Below are 21,574 nucleotides of genomic sequence, written 5' to 3'. Positions count from 1 at the left end.
ATGACAGTATTGATGTCATCCCGAGCGCCGCGAGGGACCTTTCTCTCCTCCTCACCCTCTGCGACCCTGCCTCAACCTCCCGACGATCCCCGTCGGGAAGAAATAGACGCACAGCACGAACGCTACGCCGAGCCACAGCAGCCAGCGGTCGGGGTGGAACAGGTTGGCGAGCAATGGCACGCCGGTGAGCGCCTTGTTGGCGATCGCCAGCAGGTCCTGCAGGTAGTTCTGGGCAAACACCAGCAGCACCGCGCCGATCACGGCGCCGTAGATCGTGCCCATGCCGCCGATCACCACCATCAGCAGGATGTCGACCATGATGTCGAAGCTCAGCGTGGTATCCGGATTGGTCTGGCTCGACCACAGCGCCAGCAGCGCGCCGGCGAGCGCCGCCACCGCTGCGGCGACGCAGCTTGCGATGGTGCGGTAGACCACGGTGCGGTAGCCGATCGCCTCGGCGCGGAACGGGTTCTCGCGGATCGCCATCAGCACGCTGCCGAACGGCGAGTTGACGATGCGCAGCAGCACCAGCACCAGGGCGACCGACACCAGGTAGACGAGATAGTAGTCGACCAGCCGGCCGTTCAGCCGCACCCCGAGCAGCGTGCCGTCGGTCAGCGCAAAGGACGCCCGCAGCGCCGTCGGCAGGCGATAGTTCAGCCCGTCCTCGCCGCCCGTGATGTCGGAGAGCTGCGAGGCCAGGATGGCGAAGGCGCTGGCGATGGCCAGCGTGATCATGGCGAAGAAGATCGTGCGCACGCGCAGGCTGAACAGGCCGATCAGGACAGCAAGCACGATTGCGACCATCAGCCCGGCGACGACGCCGACCGCGACGGCGTCCCACCCGGCCCCCATACGGGTGAGCGCAATCGCCACGCCATAGGCGCCAATGCCGAAGAACATCGTGTGGGCGAACGAGACGATGCCGGTGTAGCCCAGCAGCAGGTCGAAGCTCGCCGCCAGGACGATGAAGACGCAGATCTTGGCGGCGACGTTCAGCGACTTGGCGCCGGGGAACAGGAACGGCGCCACGGCAAGACCGATCAGGATCGCCAGCAGCGCCAGCGCCAGCCAGCGGCTGCGCGGCAGGTCGTCGGACAGGAGGGCGCGCAGCATCGCTATCTCCTGGCCACCGGATAGAGGCCCTGTGGGCGCCACAGCAGGATCAAGGCCATCAGCAGGATGTTGGAGCCCAGCGCCACTTTGGGGGCGAGGAAGCCGATGTAGTTGGCGGTGAGCCCGACCAGCAGCGCGCCGACGAAGCAGCCGCCGACCGAGCCCAGCCCGCCGATGATGATGACGATGAAGATCAGCACGGCGACCTGCGCGCCGATCGCCGCCGTCACCGTCTCCTGGTAGAGGCCCCACAGCGCCCCGCCCAGCCCGGCGAGCGCCGAGCCGGCGACGAACACGCCGACGAACAGGCGGCGGATGCGATAGCCCAGCGCCTCCACCATCTCGCCGTTCTCGACCCCCGCCCGGATCAGCAGCCCGAGCCTGGTGCGGCTGAGCGTCAGCGCGAGTGCTGCGAACACCGCCAGCCCGACCAGGACGGCGAGCGCGCGGTACTTCTCGATGGCGATGTCACCCAGCAGGAAGGCGCCGCGCAGCGCCGCCGGCCGGGTGAGCGTGATCTGGTCGGGCCCCCACATGACCTTGAGGAGCTGTTCGGCGACGATCAGGCCGCCGGTGGTCACCAGGATCTGGCGGAGATGCTGGCCGTAGACCGGCCGCACGATCACGCGCTCGAAGCCCCAGCCAAGCGCGCCGCTCACCAGCATGGCCGCCAGCACGGCAGGGCCGACGGCCGCGAGATTGAGCCAGATCGACTGCGACGCCATCCAGGGCGCCAGCGCCAGCATGACGCTTGCCGCCACGAAGGCGCCGACGGCGATGAAGGCGCCGTGGCCGAAATTGAGCACGTCCATCAGGCCGAAGGTGAGCGTGAGCCCCGACGCCATGACGAAGATCATCAACCCCATGGCAAGCCCGGCGACGGTAAGCGTGACCCAGCTGGCGGGCGAGCCGACCAGGGGAAAGGCCGCGACGGCGAGCGCAGGGGTCAGGAGCAGCGGCAGCCAGTCGCGTTTCATTGGTGGGTATCCATGCCGAGCCCCAGGAGGTGCTGCTGCAGGCCTGCATCGGCGGCGAACTCGGCCATGCCACCGCGATGGGCCACGCGGCCGTCGTCCATGACCGCGACCGCGTCGCCGAGCTGGCGGGCGAAGGCGAAATTCTGCTCGACCACGAGCATGGTTGACTCACCGTCCTTCAGCTCGGCGAAGGCCGCGATCATGTTGGCGATGATGGCCGGTGCCAGCCCCTTGGTCGGCTCGTCGATCAGGAGCAGCCGGCGCGGCTCGATGATGGCGCGCGCCACCGCCAGCATCTGCTTCTGGCCGCCCGACAGGTTTCCGGCCGGCAGGGTCCAGAAACGCTTCAGCGCCTCGAAGCGGGCGAAGATCCAGTCGAGCCGCGCCGGGTCCGGCGGGCCTGAGCGGGCGGCCAGCACCAGGTTCTCCTGCACCGTGAGGTCGGCGAAGATCGCCATGCTCTCCGGCACGTAGGCGATGCCCAGCCGGGCGATGTCGGGCGTCTGCAGGCGGGTGATGTCGCGCCCGTCGAAGCGGATCTCGCCCGCTGCGGCGCGCCACAGGCCCATGATGGTGCGCAAGGTCGTCGTCTTGCCGGCGCCGTTGCGGCCCAGCAGCATGGTGAGCCCGCCCTCGGCGACGTCGAGCTCGACGCCGTGCAGGATGTGGTAGCGGCCGATATTGGTCTGCACGCCGCGCAGGCTGAGCAGCGCCTCAGCCATGCGCCGCTCCGCCGAGATAGGCCTCGCGCACGATGTCGGAGGTGATCACCTCGGAAGGCGTGCCGTCGGCCACGAGCTTGCCCTGGTGCAGCACGACGATGCGATCAGACAGGGTGCGCACCACGTCCATCTTGTGCTCGACCAGCAATATGGTCTTGTCGGCGCGCTGCTTGATGTCGGCGATGATGTCGAGCACGGTCGGCACCTCGTCGATGCTCATGCCGGCGGTCGGCTCGTCGAACATGAAGACGTCGGGCTCGAGCGCCAGCAGGATCGCGACCTCGAGCTTGCGCTGGTCGCCGTGCGGCAGCGTCGCCGCGACGGCGCGGGCGCGGTCGGCGAGCGACACGGCGGCAAGATGCTCCATGGCGCGATCGATCAGCTCGCGATGGCCGAGCGTGCGGCTCAGCAGATCGAGCCCCTTGCCGCTCGTGGCCTGCACCGCCAGTCGCACGTTCTCGAGCGCGGTGAGGTTGGGGAACAGGTTGGTGAGCTGGAAGGCACGCCCGAGTCCGAGCCGGGTTCGGTGCGGCGCAGCGTAGCGGGTGATGTCCTCGCCGTTCAGCTTGACACGTCCGGACGTCGCCGGCAGCTGACCGGAGATCAGGTTGAAATAGGTCGTCTTGCCCGCTCCGTTGGGCCCGACGATCGAGGTGAGCGTGCCGGGGCGGAAGGTGCAGCTCACGCCATCGACCGCGGCATGCCCGCCGAATCGGATGGTCAGGTCCTGGGTCTCGAGCATGTGGTCACGGCTGGGGGCGCGCCACTCGTAGGCGCCAACTTGCAAAGGGACCTCCCCTGAGGAGCGGCCCGGAGGGCCGCGTCTCGAAGGGTCGGCAACAGGGCTGGTGCTGCAACACCGCTTTTCCAACGATCTCGTGTGTGGCCCATCCTTCGAGACGTCCGCTACGCGGCCTCCTCAGGATGAGGTTTTGTTGGGACTTCGACCAGAGTTAGCGCCTATGGGCGCGCCGCTCCCGTATCGCGTCATGATCGCGCCACGGGAGTGGGGCGCCCCCGGCATCTCCTACCGCTTGTTCTTGATCGGCAGCTTGAGCTCGTCGGCGGGGATCACGCGCACCAGCTCGAGCAGGTCGGTGTTGTCGGGCGGGTTCTGCTTCATGCGCCAGTGGTACATCGCCTGCAGCGCCTGATGATCCTCCTTGCGGAAGGTCATGGTGCCCTTGGGTGTCTCGAAGCTCATGCCCTCCATGGCGGCGATCAGCTTCTCGCTGTCGGTCGACTTGGCCTTCTTGACCGCCTCGACGATGGCGAGCGCAGCCGCCATGCCGCCGGCGACGAAGAAGTCGGGGGGCGCGCCGTTGTTGCGCTTCTTGTACTCGGCGACCAGCCAGTCGTTGACCGGGTTCTTGGGGAAACCCCAATAGTAGTAGATGGCGCCTTCGAGGCCTGGAAACTGCTTCCAGCCCGCCATCACCGGCAGGATGTTACCGCCGGGCGCGATCTCGATGCCGTAGCGCTCGGGCTTGAGATCCATCAGCTTGGGCAGAGGATGGGCGCCGGCCCAGACCACCACGACGATCTTGCGGCCGGGCTTGTCCTTCAGCGCGTCGAAGATGCGCTGCGCCGACGCGGTGAAGTCGGTGGTGGCCTGCGGCGCGTACTCCTCGTGCACGATCTTGGCCTTGGAGCCGACGTCCTTCAGCGCCTGCTTGAGCGAGGCGATGCCGTCCTTGCCGAACGCATAGTCCTGCGCCAGCGTCGCGATGTTGATGTTCTCGTCCTTGAGGGTGGCGGCGCCGGCCAGCGCATCCTGCGTCGAGTTGCGCGCCGTGCGGAAGACGTAGCGATTCCACTTGTCGCCGGTGATCTGGTCAGCGACCGCGGGCTCGACGATCAGCAGCTTCTTGTACTCCTCGGCGACCGGCAGCATGGCGAGAGCCGCGGCCGACGAGGTCGTGCCGACGGCGATGTCGACCTTGTCGTCGCCGTAGGCCTGCTCGAGGGCCGCCTTGGCAAGGTCGGGCTTGAGCTGGTCGTCCTTGGTGATGACCTGGATCTTGCGGCCGTCGATCTCCATCTTGCCCTGGGTCGCGTACTCGAGGCCAAGCATGAAACCGGCTTCGGTCTGGCGGGCATAGGCCTCGAGCGGCCCGGTCTTGCCGTAGATCAGCGCAATCTTGATCGGCGGCTGCTGCGCGGCCGCGGGCCCGGCCAGCAGCAGCCCGGCCGAGGCGACGAATGTACGACGGAACATGAGGGCTCCTCCTCCTGCGATGGCGCCCTTCTAGTCAATGATCGCGGCCTGCACCATGGTTCTGAACTGGTTGGCAGCGCGATGCGATCGGGATCGCTCACCTGCACCATGTAGATCGCGGTGAGCTGTTCCTTGGGGTCGATCCAGAACAGCGTGCCGGCATTGCCGGCCCAGCCATACTCGCCGACCGAGCCGGGTAACGCCGAATCGCCAGTCCGGGTGCGGACCTCGAAGCCCAGGCCGAAGCCCAGCCCCGGCGGGCGGCCAGGCCGCGTCCCGGTGTGATCGGCCGTCATGAAGGCCACCGTCTGCTTGCCGAGCACGCGCTTGCCGGCGAGCTCGCCATGGTTGGCCAGCATGGCGGTGAAGCGGAGATAATCGTCCATCGTCGCGGTGAGGCCGCCGCCGCCGGATTGGTATCGGGCGCCGTCATTGACGGCGAAGCGCGGCGTCATCGGTTGGCCGTTCGGCCGCGACCCGGGCTGGGCGGCGCGCCCGAGCTTGTCGCCCGGCACCTGGAAGCCGGTATCGACCATGCCCAGCGGCTGGAAGATGCGGGCCGATAAAGCCTCGCCCAACGTCTTTCCGTCGATCACCTCGACCAACCGGCCCAGCACGTCGGTCGACACGCCATACTCCCAGCGCGTACCGGGGGAGAATCGCAGCGACAGGTCGGACAGCGCCGTCACGAATTCCTGGTTGCTCCTGGCGCGATCACCGATCCTGGCCTCGAAGGACGACAAGAAAAGCCAAATTCAGGGCGAGGTCGGGCCGCGCCCCTCCAGAACCGAACGATGACGCTGGAAAAGCTCGACCAGCGCGTCCATGACGGCGCGCACCCGTGGCAGGGCCCGCAGGTCGCGGTGGACCAGCAGCCACTGCTCGGTGGAGAGCTCGGGAAGCACGCCGCCGACGCGGCGCAGGGCACTGTCCTGGTCGCCGAGATAGCAGGGCAGCACGGCAAGGCCCGTTCCAACGCGCACCGCGTCGTGCAGCACGAGCCAGTTGTTGACCCGGATCTCGGGCCGGCGGCCGAGCCGTTCGTGCAGCCACTGGTGGCCCGGCATGTAGCTATGGTCGTCGTCGAAGCCGATCCACGGTTGGTCGACGAGCGCCGGCAGGCCGGTCTCCTCGAGGGCGAGCTTGCGCGCCGCGTAGATGGCGTAGCCGACGCGGCAGAGCTTGCGGGCGACGATGCCGGCAAGCTCCGGCACCCGCTCGCGGATCAGAAGATCGGCTTCGCGCCGCGACAGGTTGGCGAGCGTGTGGCTGGCGACGACCTCGAACTCGATATGCTGCAGCCGGGCGCGCAGCCACGGCAGATGGCGGGCCACCAGCACGGCCATCGCCTCGCCGGCCGACATCCGCACGACGCCGCTCACCGTGTCGCTCAAGCCCGCGCTGCGGCGCTGGATCGACAGGGCCGCCTTCTCCATCGCCTCGGTGTCGGCCAGCAGCTCCTCGCCCGCCGAGGTCGGCACGAAGCGGTCGGGCAGGCGGTCGAACAGGCGCGCGCCGATCTGCTGCTCGAGCGCCTGCACGCGGCGCGCCACGGTGGGATGGCTGACGCCCAGCGACTTGGCGGCGGTGCTGAGCGTGCCGTCGCGCGCCAGGGTGAGGAAAATCCGGAGATCATCCCAGTTCGCGTCCATGTTCAGAAATGTACAACGGGTTTTACAATTTGTTGACTGACGAAAAGATATGTTCTGCTTAGACTCATTCTCATGCACATCGAACCCCGCCTCTTCGCCTTCACCAAGGGCGTCCGCCTGCGCATCGCCGGCGCCGTCGGCATCGGTCTCCTCGCGGTTGGCCTCGGCATCGCCCGGCTCGGCCTGCTCGGTTGGCTGATCGGCCAGGTCTTCGCCGGCCGGCCGCTCGCAGAGCTGGTGCCGTGGGTGGCGGCGATCGCCCTCGTCATGGTGCTGCGCGGCATGGCCGAGCACTGGCGCGCGGTGGTCGCCCACGAGACGGCGGCGCGGGTGCAGAAGCGACTGCGCCGCATTCTCTACGATCGCATCGCCGCATTAGGGCCGGGAACGGTCGGCCGCCAGCGCTCGGGCGGTCTCACCCTGTCGATGATCGATGGCGTCGAGCAACTGGAAACCTACTTCGGCCAGTTCCTGCCGCAGTTCATGATCGCGCTGCTCTCGCCCCTGCTGATCTTCGCCGTCGTGGCCTTCGTCGATCTCCCCGTGGCGGCGGTCATGCTGGCCTTCGCCCTGGTGGCGCTGCTGGCGCCCGCGCTGTGGCACAAGTGGGACGTCAAGAACTCGCAGCGCCGGCAGAAGGCCTACGCCTCGTTCGCCGCCGAGTTCCTCGATTCGATCCAGGGCCTCGCCACGTTGAAGGCGTTCGGCCAGGGCAAGGCGCGCGCCGACAAGCTCGAGGTCGAGGCGCGCGAGCTGTTCCGCCGCACCATGTGGGTGCTGGCGACCAACTCGCTGGCGCGCGGCATCACCGACACCTCGATTGCCTGCGGCGCGGCGACGGCGCTGCTCTACGGCGCAACCCGAGTTGAATCCGGAGCCATGTCGCTCTCCGCCCTACTGATCATCCTGATGTTGGGCGTAGAAATCTTCCGGCCGATGCGCGAGCTGCGCAGCGTGCTGCACCAGGGCATGGTCGGCCTGTCGGCGGCGCAGGGCATCTACCGCATCCTCGACGACAAGCCGATGGTGGCCGATGCTCCGCCGGCGCGGCTCGACAGGATGCTGGCGCCGACGATCGAGTTCGAGGACGTCCGCTTCGCCTATCCGGGCACGCGCCGCACGGTGCATGACGGCCTCACCTTCCGCGCCGCCGCGGGCGAGCGGCTCGGCCTGGTCGGGCCGTCGGGCGGCGGCAAGTCGTCGATCGTGCGCCTGCTGCTGCGCTTCTACGATCCCGAGCGCGGCCGCATCCTGCTGGGCGGCCACGATCTGCGCGCGCTGCCTTTCGCCGAGATCCGCTCGCTGATCTCCGTCGTCAACCAGGACACCTTCCTGTTCCACGGCACGGTGGAAGAGAACATCCGGCTCGGCCGGCCCGACGCCACGCAGGAGGAGCTGGTCGAGGCGGCCCGCGCCGCCAACATCCACGATTTCATAACAGGCCTGCCACAGGGCTACGCCACGATGATCGGCGAGAAAGGCATCAAGCTGTCGGGTGGTCAGCGCCAGCGCGTCGCCATCGCCCGCGCCCTGCTGCGCGACACGCCGATCCTGGTGCTCGACGAGGCGCTGAGCGCGGTCGATGCCGAGAACGAGGCGGTGATCCAGGAAGCGCTCGATCGCCTGATGCAGGGCCGCACCACGCTGATCCTCGCCCATCGCCTGTCGAGCGTGATCGACTGCGATCGCATCCTGGTGCTGGATGGCGGCCACGTCGCCGAGCAGGGCCGCCACGAGGCGCTGATGGCGAAGGGCGGCGTCTATGCCGCCCTGATGGCCGACCAGGCGCGCGAGCAGCAGCGCGGCGACGTGTCAGATACGTTCGACACGCCGGCGCGGGTCGAGACCGTCTCCGACACTCCCGGCGGCGCGGTCAAGGTCGTCACCGAAGGCATCATCAAGGCCGACGGCCTCACCTGGTACCAGGTCGTGGCGGCGCTGATGAAGGTGATCCTGCCATGGAAGGGCAAGCTCACTGCCACGTTCCTGTTCGGCGTGCTGCGCGTCATCACCTTCATCGGCGTCGGCGCGCTGTCGGCCCTGATCATCCTGGCGCTCAAGAACCACGAGCCCTACACCGGCTATGCCATCGCGCTCGCCATCGTGGCGCCCTTGTCGGGCGTGCTGCACTGGCTGGAATCGTGGATGGCGCACGACATGGCCTTCCGCCTGCTGGCCGAGATGCGCATCGACGCCTTCCGCAAGCTCGATGCGCTGGCGCCGGCCTACCTCGTGCGCCGCCGCACCGGCGACCTGATGGCGCTGGCCACACACGACGTCGAGCTGGTCGAGTACTTCTTCGCCCACACGGTGGCGCCGGCCTTCGTCGCCATCCTGGTGCCGGCGGTCGTCGTCGCCGTGCTGGCCTGGGCCAGCGGCTGGCTGGCGCTGGCGCTGCTGCCGTTCCTGCTCGCGGTCGGGCTCAGCCCTTTCCTGATGCGCAAGCGCGTCGACCGGCTGGGCAGCGAGGCACGCGAAGCGGCGGGCGAGCTGGGCGCCTTCGCCGTCGATTCGGTGCAGGGCCTGGGCGAGATCGTGGCCTTCCAGCAGGAGGACAGACGCGGCTCGCGCCTCGACGAGCTGTCGCAGCGCCAGATCTCGCTGCGCCTGCCGTTCTTCAGCGAGCTGACCCGCCAGCACGCGGTGCTCGAGGTGATGACCGGTCTGGGCGGCCTCGCCGTCGTCGTGACCGGCGCCGCCCTGTCGGCGCAGGGCGCGCTCGATCCGGGCCTGCTGCCGCTGATGACCATCCTCGCCATGGCAGCCTTCCTGCCGGTGTCGGAGATCGCCCAGATCGGCCGCCAGCTCGCCGACACGTTGGGCGCGACGCGGCGCGTCTACGCGCTCGCCAACGAGCCGATCCCGGTGCGCGACGGACCGGGCGTGCCGCCGCGCGCCGGCGCCGCCGCGCTTGCGCTGGAGAATGTCGACTTCGCCTATCCCGGCCAGACGCGCCGCGCGCTGAGCGGCGTGAGCTTCGTCATCCCCGCCGGCAAGACGGTGGCGCTGGTCGGCACGTCGGGCGCCGGCAAGACCACGACGGCGCAATTGCTGATGCGATTCTGGGACCCCGACGGCGGCCGCATCACCCTGAACGGCGCCGACCTGCGCGACTACAAGCTCGATGATCTGCGCCGCCTGGTCGCACTGGTCGCCCAGGACACCTACCTGTTCAACGACACGCTGCGCGCCAACATCCTGATCGCCCGGCCCGACGCTTCGGAAGCCGAGCTGCAGGCGGCGATCAGGCATGCCTCGCTCGCCGAGCTGGTGGCGGCTTTGCCCGACGGGCTCGACTCACCGGTCGGCGAGCGCGGCACCAGCCTGTCGGGGGGCCAGCGGCAGCGCGTCGCCATCGCCCGCGCCTTCCTGAAGGACGCGCCGATCCTGGTGCTCGACGAGGCGACCTCGCATCTCGATGCAGTGAACGAGCAGGCGGTGCGCCGCGCCCTCGACCTGCTGCAGGCCGACCGCACCACCATCGTCATTGCCCATCGTCTGTCGACCGTGCGCGACGCCGACCTCATCGTCGTGCTCGATGCCGGCCGGGTCGCCGAGACCGGCACGCACGCCTCGCTGCTCGCCCGCGGCGGCCTCTACGCCCGCCTGGTGTCGCGCCAGCTCGCCTCGGTCTATGCTCCGGCCGCGTCGTAATCAAACCTCCTCCCTAGCGTCTTCGCTGGGGAGGTGTCCGCGTCCAAGGCTTTTGGCCGCTCTGCGGCCAAAATGCCGATGCGGACGGAGGGGTCATGAGCGTCAATGGTGGTGCTCATGACCCCTCCGTCGCCGTAAGACGGCGACACCTCCCCAAGCTTCGCTTAGGGAGGAGAATGACACCAGGGAGGGATCGCCCATGTTCAGTCACGTCACCGTCGGCAGCAACGACATAGCCAGGGCCAAGGCGTTCTACGACGAGCTGCTGAAGCCGCTCGGCCTGGTGTGCCACATGAGCTTTCCCAACGGCGCCGGCTACGGCCTCGCCGGCGGCCGGCCGCAGCTGTGGATCGTGAGCCCGATCGACGAGAAACCGGCGAGCGTCGGCAACGGCATCACCATCGGCCTCGATGCCCCCAATCGCGCCGCGGTCGACGCCGCGCACAGGGCAGGCATGTCGGGCGGCGCCAAGGACGAAGGTGCGCCGGGGCTGCGCACGCACTACCATCCCAACTACTATGGTGCCTATCTGAGGGACCTCGACGGCAACAAGATCTGTGTCGTCTGCCACAAGCCGGAGTAAGATGATCTCAAGCAAGATGGGCCCGAGCAAGTTCGGGCCCGAGCAGGAGAGTCGCATGAGCGAGCCGCTGAAGGTGTTCTGGCAGCCTGGTTGAACCAGCTGCCTGAGACTCAAGGAGTTTCTATCGGTCCGTGGGATCGACTTCGTTTCGGTGAATGTTCTCGAAGACCCGGCTGGCCTCGCCGAGCTGCAGAAGCTCGGCGCGCGGTCGGTGCCGGTGCTCTCGCGCGGCGACAAATTCACGTTCGGCCAGAGCACCAAGCAGATCGTCGACTTCCTCGGCCTGATGGAGAAATCCGGCCCGGAGCTGTCGACCGACGAGCTCTACGCGCGGCTCGACAAGTTCCTCGGCGCAGCCCTGGAGTTGTTGCCGTTGATGCCGCACGACCGCCTCGACACGCACGTGCCGGGCCGGCCGCGCAGCTATCGCACCCTGGCCTTCCACCTGTTCCGCGTGGTCGACGCCTTCCTCGACACCAACCAGGGCGCCACCCTGGTGCAGGCGATGTTCGCCGAGAAGCCGGCCGACGATGCCGACACGGCGGCGCTGGTCGCCTACGGCGCCGGGGTGCGCCAGCGCCTGCGCGACTGGTGGGCCAACGGCGACACCGCCGCCACGCGCACGCTTGCGACCTATTACGGGCCGCAGCCGCTGCACGATCTGTTCGAGCGCACGACCTGGCACAGCGGCCAGCATGTGCGGCAATGGATGATGCTGCTCGAGAAGGAAGGCGTCAGCCATCACCGGCCGCTGGTCGACCGGGATTTCGCCAAGCTGCCGATGCCGCAGAACGTGTGGGACGGTTGAGGTGGGCGTCGGGCGCCCCCTCGTCACCCTGCTCCTCCTGATGACCAATCCTGCTCTCGCGGCAGACCCGCTGGCCGGCAGCACGCTCTACGCCGACGTCCGGCGCTACGAGGCTTTCGGCGTGCATCGCTACGGCTCGCAAGGCGCCGAGCAGGCGATGGCCTGGATCGCGGACGAGCTCGGGCGCGCGGGCCTCGAGGTCTCGTCTCAGCCTTTCACGCTGTCCCGCCAGCATGAGCTCGAGTCCGCAACGCTCACCATCGGCGACGAGAGCCGCAGCGTCATGCCGCAATGGTGGATACCCGAGGCGCAGGCGAGCTTCTCTGTCACCGCGCCGATCGCGGCTTCGGGTGCCGACCCGGCGGACGGCACCTTCGTGCGCGCCGATCTCGCCTTCGACCGCGGCGCCTATCTCAGTGCCCAGCATCGCGCCGTGATCGCGACGGCGCTGGCGCGCCGGCCGGTGGCGGTGCTGCTCACCATCGACCATCCGAGCGGCGAGATCTTCACCTACAACGTCGACCAGAAGGAGAAGCCCTGGCCGGTCCCGGTGATCCTGGTGGCCCCCAAGGACCGGCCCTGGCTCGAGGCTGCCCAGCGCGACGGACGGCCCGTCTCGGTCGAAGTCCGCGGGACGTGGCGCCGCGACGTGCCGGGCCGCAACGTCGTCGCGCACCTGCAGCGCGGTCCCGGCAATCGCAACTGGATCGTCGTGTCGACCCCCGTGACCAGCTGGTTCACCAGCACCTGCGAGCGCGGTCCCGGCATCGCGGGCTTCCTTGCCGTCGCACGCCTCGCCGCAACACGCTGGCCCAAAGCCAATTTCGCCTTCGTCGCCACGACCGGCCACGAGATCGGCCACGGCGGCATGGAGCATTTCCTGCACGACGGCGCACCGTCCGCCGATGCGACCCTGGCGTGGGCCCATTTCGGCGCGTCGCTCGCCTGCTTCGAGTGGCGCCGCGAGAACGGCCGCTGGGTGACCGACCGCACGGTGGATTCGCGCGTGCGCGTCATCCTGCGCTCCCAGGCGATGGACGCGATCGTCGCCCGCCGCTTCAAGGACATCGCCGGCCAGCCGCTGGTCGGCGACCGCGCCGGCATCGGCGAGCTGCGCGAGGTGATGGCGGCAGGCTATCCGCGCTTCTTCGGCATGGCGGCGCTGCATACCTTCTTCCACACACCGGCCGATTCGGCAGCGACGACCGGCCCGGAGATCCTGGAACCCGTGGTCAGGGCATTCGTCGAGACGATCGACGACGTCGTCGCCGGAACGCACTAGTCATCGCCGGGAGCCCGCCACTTAGGGTGGAGTAATCTCCGTCGACGTGGCGCTCTTCTCATTCCCTCCCCAGCTTTTGCTGGGGAGGTGTCCGCGTAATCGCGGACGGAGGGGTCGTGAGCAACCCCTCCTGTGCCCTTGACCCCTCCGTCGCGTATGACGCGACACCTCCCCAGCGAAGCTGGGGAGGAGAATGAGAAGAGCGCCACAGGAGTGGCGCGGTCCCAGCGCATGACGCGCATTTCCGGCAAAGGCGCAGGCAAAAACGGGGGCTGAGATTCTCTGCCCAGTTCCTCGCAGCGGGACCGGCGGTTTGCCGACTCGTCCTTGGCCAACATAGGCTCCCCCGTCATGCCAACCTATGCCAACACCGTACCGGTGATGGAGCGTCATCGCTTCGATGCCGCCTCACTCGATCGCTATTTCGCGCTGCATCTCGATGCCTATCGCGGCGGACTCGAGGTCCGGCAGTTCGACTCAGGTCACTCCAACCCGACCTTCTTCGTGTCGGCCGAGATGGCGGACGGCAAGCGCAAGGATTTCGTGCTGCGCAAGAAGCCGCCTGGCAAGCTGGTGGCATCGGCGCACCAGGTCGATCGCGAGTTCCGCGTCATCTCGGCGCTGGCCGACACCGACGTGCCGGTGGCGCGTGCCCGCCTGCTCTGCACCGACGACTCGGTGATCGGCCAGATGTTCTATCTCATGGATGCGGTGCCCGGCCGCATCCTGATCGATGCCTCGATGCCCGACCAGACGCCGGCCGAGCGCGCGGCCATCTTCGATTCGATGAACGACGTGCTCACGCGCCTGCACAAGGTCGATCCGGTCAAGGTCGGGCTGGGGGACTACGGCCGCACCGGCCACTACATCGCCCGCCAGCTGGCGCGCTGGACCAAGCAGTACGCCGAGCTCAAGACCGAGGAGATCGTGGCCATGGACAAGCTCTCGGCGTGGCTGCCCGAGCACATCCCGGCCGAGGACCCGACCGGCATCGTTCACGGCGACTACCGGCTCGGGAACCTGATCGTCCATCCCACCGAGCCACGCGTCGTGGCGGTCCTCGACTGGGAGCTTTCGACGCTCGGCCATCCCTTGTGCGACATCGCCTACAATTGCCTCGGCTATCACCTGGCCGAGCCGCCGCATGGCTTCGCGTCGGTGGACTTCCGGCAGCTCGGCCTGCCCACCGAAGACGAGTACGTCGCCGCCTACTGCCGGCGCATGGGCCGCGAGTCGATTCCGCACTGGAACTACTACCTCGCCTTCTCCCTGTTCCGGCTCGCCGCGATCGCGCAAGGCGTCTACCGCCGCGGCCTGCAGGGCAACTCGTCCAATCCGGAGTCGGTGAAGATGAGCCGGTCGGCGCGCGAGCGCGCCGAGCTTGCGTGGAGTCTCGTGTCGTAGGAGGAAGCATGCTCAAGAGGATCACCCGCCGCTCGACCCTGGCGCTGGGGGCGTCGGCGCTGGCGGCGCCGCTCGCCTCGGTGCGCGCCGACCAGACCGGCCTGCCCGACAAGCCGATCAAGATCCTGGTCGGCTTTCCCGCCGGCGGCGGCACCGACGTGATGGCGCGCTTCATCGCCGACGCCCTGAAGCAGCGCACCGGGCGCAACGTCATCATCGACAACAAGGCCGGCGCCTCGGGAACCATCGCCGTCGAGACGCTGAAGAACAGCCCGCCCGATGGCACTGTCATCGCCTACGTGCCGAGCGCCACGATCGTGCAGAAGCTCACCATGGAATCGGTGCCGTTCGATCCATTGACCGACCTCCTCCCGATCACGCTCGCCGGCACGGTGCAGACCGCCTTCTGCGTGTCACCGACCATCGGCGTCAACAGCCTGCCGGAGTATATCGAGTGGCTGAAGAAGAATCCCACTCGGCAGAGCTTCGGCACCACGGCACTCGGCTCGTTCACGCATTTCTTCGGCGTCATGGCCGGCCGCGAGATCGGCATCCCGTTGGAGCCGGTACCCTATCGTGGCGCCGCGCCGCTGGTCGCCGACCTCCAGGGCGGCCATATCGCGGCGGGCTGCGGCGGCATCACCGACTTCCTCGAGCATCACCGCGCCGGCAAGGTGAAGGTGATCTTCACCTCGGGCTTGAAGCCCACCACGTCGGCGCTCGAGATCCCAACGGCGACGCAGCTCGGCTATCCCAAGCTGAACATCCTGGGCTGGTACGTGTTCTTCGCCCCCGCAAAGCTTCCGGCCGGACTGAACGAGGCTTGGGGCAGGGAACTGCAGGCCGTCCTGAGATCACCCGAGGTCACCCGGAAGCTGGTCGAGCTCGGCCTCGACATCGAGACCTCGACGCCAACCGAATTCACCCAGCGCATGACGGCCGACCTGGCGCGCTGGAAGACGATCATCGATTCGATCGGCTATAAACCCGGCAATTGATCGCTGGAGGGAAGTTCGTCGTGCCGCTGCTGAAGCGTCCGGATGCCGAGATCTATTACGAGGTCCACCGCAGCGGCTTCCCGCTGCCGCTCTGCGTACCGGGTGGCCCGCGCTCGCAGGTCGGCCTGTGGGAGAAACGCGACGCCTGGGACGCCGCAAACAAGGGCAACGGCGTGCGCGATCTTCTGGTGCGGAATGCGCCGAAATGATGCCGGCCAGACGAGCGGCGGGCACGATCCGCTCGATTGCCGCAACGGCGCTGCTTGCCACGGGCGCGGCGCAGGCCCAGCAGCAGACCTGGGTCGCCGTCGCGACCGACGGGAGGAGCAACTTCGGCTACGCGGTCGGCATGGCGACGGGCGAAGCGGCCGGGATGACGGCCCTTGGCGAATGCGGCACAGGCTGCCGGCTGGTCCTCATGGCCGCTGCCCGCTGCGTCGCCTATGCGCGCAGCGGTCCGGGCAATGCGTTCGGCGCCGGCTCGGGCGCGACGCGCGACGAGGCGAGCGACATTGCCTGGAACGACTGCAATCGACGCGTCCCGGCGGACTCCTGCTCGATCCGCGCCGCCCAGTGCTTCGAATAACGTGCTTCGAATGATGTGCTTCGAATGCCGGTCGGCGTCGACGGTTGAGCCGGCAGCCTTCAGATCGTCGAATTCTCGTCGAGCCAGCGCCGCGCCTCGCTCAAGCTGGTAAACACCTTGACCGGACGCTCCGACTCGGTCAGCTCGGCGAAGTACTGCGCCATGGGGTTGCCTTCGATGCGGTCGACCACGAAGGCCAACGGCCCGCGGTTCGCCCCATGCGGCGCAGCGCGCACAAATGCCGCTATCTTCTCGACCAGCTCGGGGTCCATGTACGAGCGGCCCAGCGAGATATCGATGATCTTGCGGTAGTGGACCATGCCTTTCTCGACGAACTCCTGGATGGCCCTCAGTGTTTCCTCCGTCGTGATCGATCCGCGTGCGACGACGACCACAATGCGATTGGGATGGAATATGTCGAGGTGAATCGGCATGGCGGAAGGCGGCTGCCTTCAACCCTTGGACCAAGCGAATAATCCGCACCCGGCGGAGCGATCGTCCAATTGACTGTACATGGCCGCTTCTGCAGCAGCGACTATGCAAGAATGACCGACGTCGACACAAGAAGGACAGCCTGCACTCTCGGCGCAAGGTTCTCGCCCTGGACCTCGATCAGGCCGGCTCGACGACGACCACTTCCATCGACACCAAACCCGGTGCCGTCCTCCTGACGGCGTTCTGTCAGGAGGATCGGAAGATAGGCAACAAATTGATTGCCTATTGCCGCGACGCGACCTATCTGTCGCGCAACCAAGGAGTTGCGCATGAGCGATCGCATCGAAAAGACCGTCGACCTCGCGGCCCCGCTCTCCCGGGTATGGCGGGCGCTCACCGACCATCGCCAGTTCGGCGAATGGTTCCGGGTCCATATCGAGAGCCCGTTCGTGGTCGGCGAAACGTCGCGCGGGCACATCACCTATCCCGGCTACGAGCATCTGCGCTGGCAGGCCGTCGTGCAGAAGATGGAGCCCGAGCGGCTGTTCTCCTTCACCTGGCACCCCTACGCCATCGACCCGCAGCACGACTACAGCGGCGAGACGCCGACGCTGGTCGAGTTCACCCTGGAACGGACGGCGACGGGAACACGCCTGAAGGTGGTCGAATCGGGCTTCGACAAGCTGCCCAGCCATCGTCGCGATCTCGCCTTCCGCTCGAACGAGGGCGGCTGGACCATCCAGATGGAGAACATCGCCGGGTACCTGCGCGATGCGGCGTAGCGCGGCTGCGGCCGTCAGGACCGGCGCGGCCGTGTTCGCCGCCCTGGGCGACGAGACCCGGCTTCAGCTGATCGGCCGGCTGGCGGCGGGATCGCCGCAATCGATCTCCCGCCTGACCGCGACGACGCGGCTCACCCGCCAGGCCGTGACCAAGCACCTGCGCGTCCTCGAAGGCGCCGGCGTGGTCCGCGCCACCCGCAGCGGCCGCGAAAGCCTGTTCACGCTCGATCCCGGGCCGATCGACGAGGCGCGCGACTACCTCGCCCAGGTCTCCCGCCACTGGGACCACGCCCTGGCCCGGCTCAGGGCGATGGTGGAGAGGGCGTGACCGATGGAAAGACTTGAAGAAAGGTCCTCGCTGTGCTCGGGATGACACCGGGGGTGTTGCCCCAAAGGCGATGTCATCCCGAGCAAGGCGCTTGCGAAGCAAGCACCGTAAGCGAGGGACCTTTCCTGCCTCTAATTGCTTTTCAAAATCTTCGCCGCGGCATCGGCGAAGACCTGGCAGCCGAGGACGATGTCGGCGTCGGCGGTGTTCTCGGTGAAATGGTGCGAGATGCCGCCGATCGACGGCACGAACATCATGGCGGACGGCAGGCGCTGGGCCAGGATCTGGGCATCGTGGCCGGCGCCCGACGGCATGCGCACGTGCCGGCCGGCGGCATGCTTCTCGGCCGCCTCGTCGAGCGCCTCGAGCAGACGCTCCTCCATCGGCGCCGGCATGGTGCGCGAGAGGTTGGTGCAGTCGATGGTGCACGGCCCGCGCTTCTGCTGCTCGTCGACGATCTCGAGCAGCGCCGCCTCGAGGCGCTGCAGCACGGCGGGATCGGCGTCGCGAAACTGCAGGATCATCTCGGCCCGGCCGGGAATGATCGCCGGCGCGCCGGGCTCGACCGACATCTTGCCGACCGTCCACACGCTGCGCGGCCCGGCGAGCGCGGGGAAGCGCTCCATCACCGCCTGGTAGAGCCGCATCATCGCCACGCCGGCGTCCTTGCGGATCGGCATGGGCGTCGTGCCGGCATGGTTCTGGATGCCGCTGAACGCCAGCCGGTACTGGTAGATGCCGACGATCGCCGTGACGACGCCGATCCGCTTGTCGCTCGCCTCCAGGAGTCCGCCCTGCTCGATATGCGCCTCGAGATAGGCGCGATAGCGACCCTCCTCGAGCTCGATCCGCGGCGCCTTGTCGAGGCCGGCCGCCTTCAGGGCATCGCGCATCTTGCTGCCGTCGTCGCGATGACGGGCATTGTCGATGTCGGCCTCGGTGATGCGGCCGATGAACGACTTGCTGCCGATCATGCCGCCCCAATGGCCCTCCTCGTCGGCCCACGACGCGACGTCGACCGCGAGATGCGCGGTGTCAGGATCCTCGGCCAGCGCGCGCGCCACCTCGAGCCCGTAGATCACGCCCATCACGCCGTCGAGCCAGCCGCCGCGCGGCTGGGTATCGGTGTGCGAGCCCATCAGCAGGCGCGGCCCGCTCTTGGGGCTGCGGCCGATCACGTTGCCGACGCCGTCGATCACCGGCTCGAGGCCGGCCTCCTTCATGCGGCCGGCGAGCCAGTGCCGGCTCTCGACGTCCTGCGGCGACAGATGCGGGCGATGCACGCCGGTCTGGTAGCGGCCGAAATCGGCGATGCGGCGCAGATCGGCCAACAATCTTTCACCGTTGATGCGGGGCATGAAGAACCTCAGTTGAGATGGGTCTCGGTCGAGATGAAGCCGGAGCCTCAGTCGAGATGGGCTGCGACCCAGGCGGCGACGGACAGCAGACGATCGTCGGCATGGCGCAAACCGACCAACTGGATGCCGAGCGGCAGGCCGTTCGCGCCGCTGCCGGCCGGCAGCGTAACACAGGGCGTGCCGGCCAGGGTCCAGATCGAGTTGAAGCGCGGGTCTCCCGTGAACTCGACCCCCTTGGGCGCCTCGCCCGGGGCGCTCGGGCAGAGCAGCACGTCGACCTTGTCGAACAGAGAATCGACATGGGCGCGGAAGGCCACCGCCTTGCGTTGCGCGGCGACGTAGCGCTCGAAGCTGGTCTCGAGCCCGCGCTTCATCGCGCCGTCCATCAGCGCGCGGCTCACCTTGTCGGGATTGCGCAGCCGCTCGTCGGCATAGTTGCGCGCGCCCTCCCAGCTGGTGATGGCGGCATGGTCGTCGAGGATGTCGGCGAACGGCGCGGCAAAAGCGACGTCGATCAGCGAGGCGCCCTTGTCGGCGAGCTTCGAGGCCGTCGCCTCCAGGAGCTTCTTCGTGTCAGGCTCGGCTTCGCTCCAGATCGGCGTGCGACAGAGGCCGATGCGCGGCCGCGCGATGCCGCGATCGATCCTGATCGGCGGCAGCTTGAGCACGGCGCCGCGGAACAGGGCGATGTCGTCGAGCGTGCGCGCCATCAGGCCGAGCGTATCGACCGAATGGCACTGCATCTTGATGCCGACGCGCGAGAAATCGCCGAAGGTCGGCTTGTAGCCGATCACGCCGCAATAGGCGGCCGGCCGGATCACCGAGCCGCCGGTCTGCGTGCCGAAGGCAAGCGGCACGTGGCCGTCGGCGACGGCAGCTGCCGAGCCCGACGACGAGCCGCCCGGCGTGTGCGCCGGATTGTGCGGATTGACGGTGGGGCCGGGATGACGATTGGCGAATTCCGTCGTCACCGTCTTGCCCAGGATCACCGCATTGGCGGTCCGGCAGAGCGCCACGCAGGCGGCGTCGCCGAACGGCGCCTTGCCCTGGAAGATCGGCGAGTTGTGGCCGGTCGGCATGTCGTGGGTGTCGATGATGTCCTTCACCCCGATCGGCACGCCGCGCAGCACGCCGCCCCGCGCGGCATCGGCCGCCCTGGCCTGGGCGAGCGCCAGCGCCGGCTCGAGGAAGGCCCAGGCCTTGACCGCCGGCTCGCGCTCGGCGATGCGGTCGAGGCAGGCCCGCACGACCTTCTCGGCGGTGAGCTTGCCGCTCTCGATGGCGGCGACCGCTTCGGTGGCGCTGAGCGGCTTCATGACAGGGCCCTCCGCGCCCAGGCGGCGACGTCGAGCAAGGCTGCGTCCTCGTGCTGGCGGCCGACCAGCTGGATGCCGAGCGGCAAGCCGGTCGGTCCCCGGGTGAACGGCAGGGTGATGCACGGCATCCAGAGATAGGTCCACAGCAGGTTGAACGTCGCCTTGCCGGTGGCCTCGAGACCAAGCGGCGCTTCGCCCGGTGCCGGCGCCGTGAGGATGGCGTCGAACGCACCGAACATCGCGTCGACCGCGGCGCGACCCGTCTCGCCCAGCTTGCGGGCGGCGACCCAGGTCGCGTAGTCGATCTTCGCCCCGGCGGCGAGCTTGTCGTTCTTCAGACTTTCGCTCAAGAGATGCGGGAAGCGGCGCGCCTCGTCGGCATGGGCACGCGGACCGTCGAAGGCGCTGAGCGTGCGCTGTCCCTCGGTCATGTCGCGCACCGGCGGCGGCAGCTCGATCTCGCTCACGCTGGCGCCGGCCTTGGCAAGTCGCGCCGCCGCCTCCTGCACCGCCTCCGTGCCTTCAGCCGACAGCTCGGCCTTGTGGTGCGTGAAGCAGACGGCGATGCGCGGTGGCTTGTCGAGCGGCGCGACCGGCCGGTACGGCATCGCCATCAACGCGGCGCGCAACAGCGCGATGTCCTCGACGCTGCGCGCATAGGCGCCGATCGTGTCGAGCCATTCGGTGTTGGCCTTCATGCCCGCGGGGGCGAAATGGCCATAGGTCGGCTTGTAGCCGACGACGCCGCAGAACGCGGCGGGCCGGATCACCGAGCCGCCGGTCTGCGTTCCGGTGGCGAGCACGACCTGGAAGTCGGCGACCGCAGCAGCCGAGCCGGACGACGAGCCGCCCGGCGTATGCGCCGGATTGTGCGGGTTCTTCGTCACGCCGGGATGACGATTGGCGAACTCGGTCGTCACCGTCTTGCCGAGCAGGATCGCGCCCTCGCCCTTCGCCAGGGCGACGGTGGCGGCATCGGCGAGCGGCTGATGCGTCTTGTAGATCGGCGAGCCGTAGGTCGTCGGCTGGTCCCACGAATCGATGATGTCCTTCACGCCTATCGGGATGCCATGCAGCAGGCCCTGGCGTGGTCCGCGATCGAGCACCCTGGCGCGTTCGAGTGCAGCCTCGCGTGCGAGATGCGACCATGCCAGCACATCGGCGTCGCGCTCGTCGATGCGCGCGAGATGGTCGCGCACGATCGCCTCCGCGGTCACCGCGCCCGCATCGATCCGACGCGCGAGCTCGGTGGCGGTCAACGTATTCAGCTCAGCCATGATCGCCGATCAAACAGCAAGAAACATGCCGCGTCCACGGCGTCGACGGCCTCATTGACGTGCGCCGAGCGTTTCCAT

22 protein-coding genes are annotated in these 21,574 nt (G+C 68.2%); 10 read left to right on the top strand and 12 right to left on the bottom strand.

Going from position 1 to position 21,574, the window contains the following annotated elements; genetic code table 11:
* Positions 1-51: 51 nt before the first annotated feature.
* The 7 genes from ACILR9_RS33720 to ACILR9_RS33690 all read right to left on the bottom strand — a co-directional run bounded on the left by ACILR9_RS33720 (position 52) and on the right by ACILR9_RS33690 (position 6,685).
* Positions 52-1,116 carry a branched-chain amino acid ABC transporter permease gene (locus ACILR9_RS33720; RefSeq protein ID WP_395714374.1) on the bottom strand — a complete coding sequence of 355 codons (1,065 nt, stop codon included), beginning with the start codon at positions 1,114-1,116 and terminating at the stop codon, positions 52-54.
* Positions 1,117-1,118: 2 nt separating this feature from the next.
* Positions 1,119-2,093, bottom strand: coding sequence for a branched-chain amino acid ABC transporter permease (locus tag ACILR9_RS33715; protein WP_395714373.1), 975 nt, complete (start codon positions 2,091-2,093; stop codon positions 1,119-1,121).
* Entirely contained in the window at positions 2,090-2,815 is a 726-nt protein-coding gene (locus ACILR9_RS33710; RefSeq protein ID WP_395714372.1) for an ABC transporter ATP-binding protein, read from the bottom strand. Before ACILR9_RS33710 ends, ACILR9_RS33715 begins: the two co-directional genes overlap by 4 nt.
* A complete protein-coding gene (locus tag ACILR9_RS33705) occupies positions 2,808-3,557 on the bottom strand; it encodes an ABC transporter ATP-binding protein (RefSeq protein WP_395714376.1) in 750 nt (249 codons plus the stop codon). The genes ACILR9_RS33710 and ACILR9_RS33705 overlap by 8 nt, the downstream gene beginning before the upstream one ends.
* Before the next feature lie 285 nt (positions 3,558-3,842).
* A complete protein-coding gene (locus tag ACILR9_RS33700) occupies positions 3,843-5,033 on the bottom strand; it encodes a substrate-binding domain-containing protein (RefSeq protein WP_395714371.1) in 1,191 nt (396 codons plus the stop codon).
* On the bottom strand, positions 4,946-5,776 hold the full coding sequence (locus ACILR9_RS33695) for a serine hydrolase domain-containing protein (protein WP_395714370.1): 831 nt from the start codon (positions 5,774-5,776) through the stop codon (positions 4,946-4,948). The genes ACILR9_RS33700 and ACILR9_RS33695 overlap by 88 nt, the downstream gene beginning before the upstream one ends.
* Positions 5,777-5,788: 12 nt before the next feature.
* Positions 5,789-6,685: a LysR family transcriptional regulator gene (locus tag ACILR9_RS33690; protein ID WP_395714369.1), complete on the bottom strand. Its 897-nt coding sequence runs from the start codon at positions 6,683-6,685 to the stop codon at positions 5,789-5,791.
* A 72-nt stretch (positions 6,686-6,757) separates the two neighbouring features.
* On the opposite strand from ACILR9_RS33690, the gene ACILR9_RS33685 reads away from it, so the two are divergent.
* The 8 genes from ACILR9_RS33685 (at position 6,758) to ACILR9_RS33650 (ending at position 16,000) form a co-directional block, all read left to right on the top strand.
* Positions 6,758-10,339, top strand: a complete 3,582-nt coding sequence (locus ACILR9_RS33685) for an ABC transporter ATP-binding protein (protein ID WP_395714368.1) — start codon at positions 6,758-6,760, stop codon at positions 10,337-10,339.
* A 199-nt stretch (positions 10,340-10,538) separates the two neighbouring features.
* Complete coding sequence (locus ACILR9_RS33680; RefSeq protein WP_395714367.1) at positions 10,539-10,922, top strand: VOC family protein; 384 nt, start codon at positions 10,539-10,541, stop codon at positions 10,920-10,922.
* A 103-nt stretch (positions 10,923-11,025) separates the two neighbouring features.
* Positions 11,026-11,730 carry a glutaredoxin domain-containing protein gene (locus ACILR9_RS33675; RefSeq protein WP_395714375.1) on the top strand — a complete coding sequence of 235 codons (705 nt, stop codon included), beginning with the start codon at positions 11,026-11,028 and terminating at the stop codon, positions 11,728-11,730.
* A gap of 40 nt (positions 11,731-11,770) precedes the next feature.
* A complete protein-coding gene (locus ACILR9_RS33670; RefSeq protein WP_395714366.1) occupies positions 11,771-13,012 on the top strand; it encodes a hypothetical protein in 1,242 nt (413 codons plus the stop codon).
* A 351-nt stretch (positions 13,013-13,363) separates the two neighbouring features.
* Positions 13,364-14,416, top strand: a complete 1,053-nt coding sequence (locus ACILR9_RS33665; RefSeq protein ID WP_395714365.1) for a phosphotransferase — start codon at positions 13,364-13,366, stop codon at positions 14,414-14,416.
* An 8-nt stretch (positions 14,417-14,424) separates the two neighbouring features.
* A complete protein-coding gene (locus ACILR9_RS33660; RefSeq protein WP_395714364.1) occupies positions 14,425-15,414 on the top strand; it encodes a tripartite tricarboxylate transporter substrate-binding protein in 990 nt (329 codons plus the stop codon).
* A 20-nt stretch (positions 15,415-15,434) separates the two neighbouring features.
* Positions 15,435-15,623, top strand: coding sequence for a hypothetical protein (locus ACILR9_RS33655; protein WP_395714363.1), 189 nt, complete (start codon positions 15,435-15,437; stop codon positions 15,621-15,623).
* Complete coding sequence (locus ACILR9_RS33650) at positions 15,623-16,000, top strand: DUF4189 domain-containing protein (RefSeq protein WP_395714362.1); 378 nt, start codon at positions 15,623-15,625, stop codon at positions 15,998-16,000. The genes ACILR9_RS33655 and ACILR9_RS33650 overlap by 1 nt, the downstream gene beginning before the upstream one ends.
* 59 nt (positions 16,001-16,059) lie before the next feature.
* Here ACILR9_RS33650 and ACILR9_RS33645 read toward each other — a convergent pair whose 3' ends face one another.
* Entirely contained in the window at positions 16,060-16,434 is a 375-nt protein-coding gene (locus tag ACILR9_RS33645; RefSeq protein ID WP_395714361.1) for a hypothetical protein, read from the bottom strand.
* A 101-nt stretch (positions 16,435-16,535) separates the two neighbouring features.
* Positions 16,536-16,766, bottom strand: a complete 231-nt coding sequence (locus ACILR9_RS33640) for a hypothetical protein (protein WP_395714360.1) — start codon at positions 16,764-16,766, stop codon at positions 16,536-16,538.
* Here ACILR9_RS33640 and ACILR9_RS33635 point away from each other — a divergent pair.
* Both ACILR9_RS33635 and ACILR9_RS33630 read left to right on the top strand, forming a co-directional pair.
* Entirely contained in the window at positions 16,765-17,217 is a 453-nt protein-coding gene (locus ACILR9_RS33635; RefSeq protein WP_395714359.1) for an SRPBCC family protein, read from the top strand. The two genes, ACILR9_RS33640 and ACILR9_RS33635, sit on opposite strands and share 2 nt — an antisense overlap.
* Positions 17,207-17,545: an ArsR/SmtB family transcription factor gene (locus ACILR9_RS33630; RefSeq protein ID WP_395714358.1), complete on the top strand. Its 339-nt coding sequence runs from the start codon at positions 17,207-17,209 to the stop codon at positions 17,543-17,545. Before ACILR9_RS33635 ends, ACILR9_RS33630 begins: the two co-directional genes overlap by 11 nt.
* Positions 17,546-17,676: 131 nt before the next feature.
* On the opposite strand, the gene ACILR9_RS33625 is transcribed toward ACILR9_RS33630, so the two are convergent.
* Genes ACILR9_RS33625 through ACILR9_RS33615 form a run of 3 tightly spaced genes read right to left on the bottom strand, consistent with a single transcriptional unit; the run spans position 17,677 to position 21,496 of the window.
* A complete protein-coding gene (locus tag ACILR9_RS33625) occupies positions 17,677-18,903 on the bottom strand; it encodes a Zn-dependent hydrolase (protein ID WP_395714357.1) in 1,227 nt (408 codons plus the stop codon).
* Positions 18,904-18,950: 47 nt separating this feature from the next.
* The gene (locus ACILR9_RS33620; RefSeq protein ID WP_395714356.1) at positions 18,951-20,219 is read right to left on the bottom strand and encodes an amidase; all 1,269 of its coding nucleotides are present in this window, start codon (positions 20,217-20,219) and stop codon (positions 18,951-18,953) included.
* The gene (locus ACILR9_RS33615) at positions 20,216-21,496 is read right to left on the bottom strand and encodes an amidase (protein WP_395714355.1); all 1,281 of its coding nucleotides are present in this window, start codon (positions 21,494-21,496) and stop codon (positions 20,216-20,218) included. Before ACILR9_RS33615 ends, ACILR9_RS33620 begins: the two co-directional genes overlap by 4 nt.
* Between the last annotated feature and the right edge of the window lie 78 nt (positions 21,497-21,574).

Source organism: Reyranella sp. (assembly GCF_044224635.1).
In the GTDB taxonomy this organism is placed as follows: domain Bacteria; phylum Pseudomonadota; class Alphaproteobacteria; order Reyranellales; family Reyranellaceae; genus Reyranella.
The sequence above is the reverse complement of the archived record's forward strand: the minus strand, read 5'-3'. Positions and strand labels throughout refer to the sequence as shown.

Excerpts from the sequence above, each read along its gene's own strand:
- ACILR9_RS33620 (WP_395714356.1), bottom strand. The coding sequence starts at position 20,219 with ATGAAGCCGCTCAGCGCCACCGAAGCGGTCGCCGCCATCGAGAGCGGC.
- ACILR9_RS33670 (WP_395714366.1), top strand. The coding sequence starts at position 11,771 with ATGACCAATCCTGCTCTCGCGGCAGACCCGCTGGCCGGCAGCACGCTC.
- ACILR9_RS33705 (WP_395714376.1), bottom strand. The coding sequence starts at position 3,557 with ATGCTCGAGACCCAGGACCTGACCATCCGATTCGGCGGGCATGCCGCG.
- ACILR9_RS33715 (WP_395714373.1), bottom strand. The coding sequence starts at position 2,093 with ATGAAACGCGACTGGCTGCCGCTGCTCCTGACCCCTGCGCTCGCCGTC.
- ACILR9_RS33630 (WP_395714358.1), top strand. The coding sequence starts at position 17,207 with ATGCGGCGTAGCGCGGCTGCGGCCGTCAGGACCGGCGCGGCCGTGTTC.
- ACILR9_RS33645 (WP_395714361.1), bottom strand. The coding sequence starts at position 16,434 with ATGCCGATTCACCTCGACATATTCCATCCCAATCGCATTGTGGTCGTC.
- ACILR9_RS33625 (WP_395714357.1), bottom strand. The coding sequence starts at position 18,903 with ATGCCCCGCATCAACGGTGAAAGATTGTTGGCCGATCTGCGCCGCATC.
- ACILR9_RS33665 (WP_395714365.1), top strand. The coding sequence starts at position 13,364 with ATGCCAACCTATGCCAACACCGTACCGGTGATGGAGCGTCATCGCTTC.
- ACILR9_RS33685 (WP_395714368.1), top strand. The coding sequence starts at position 6,758 with ATGCACATCGAACCCCGCCTCTTCGCCTTCACCAAGGGCGTCCGCCTG.
- ACILR9_RS33710 (WP_395714372.1), bottom strand. The coding sequence starts at position 2,815 with ATGGCTGAGGCGCTGCTCAGCCTGCGCGGCGTGCAGACCAATATCGGC.
- ACILR9_RS33640 (WP_395714360.1), bottom strand. The coding sequence starts at position 16,766 with ATGCGCAACTCCTTGGTTGCGCGACAGATAGGTCGCGTCGCGGCAATA.
- ACILR9_RS33690 (WP_395714369.1), bottom strand. The coding sequence starts at position 6,685 with ATGGACGCGAACTGGGATGATCTCCGGATTTTCCTCACCCTGGCGCGC.
- ACILR9_RS33650 (WP_395714362.1), top strand. The coding sequence starts at position 15,623 with ATGCCGGCCAGACGAGCGGCGGGCACGATCCGCTCGATTGCCGCAACG.
- ACILR9_RS33700 (WP_395714371.1), bottom strand. The coding sequence starts at position 5,033 with ATGTTCCGTCGTACATTCGTCGCCTCGGCCGGGCTGCTGCTGGCCGGG.
- ACILR9_RS33635 (WP_395714359.1), top strand. The coding sequence starts at position 16,765 with ATGAGCGATCGCATCGAAAAGACCGTCGACCTCGCGGCCCCGCTCTCC.
- ACILR9_RS33660 (WP_395714364.1), top strand. The coding sequence starts at position 14,425 with ATGCTCAAGAGGATCACCCGCCGCTCGACCCTGGCGCTGGGGGCGTCG.
- ACILR9_RS33615 (WP_395714355.1), bottom strand. The coding sequence starts at position 21,496 with ATGGCTGAGCTGAATACGTTGACCGCCACCGAGCTCGCGCGTCGGATC.
- ACILR9_RS33720 (WP_395714374.1), bottom strand. The coding sequence starts at position 1,116 with ATGCTGCGCGCCCTCCTGTCCGACGACCTGCCGCGCAGCCGCTGGCTG.
- ACILR9_RS33680 (WP_395714367.1), top strand. The coding sequence starts at position 10,539 with ATGTTCAGTCACGTCACCGTCGGCAGCAACGACATAGCCAGGGCCAAG.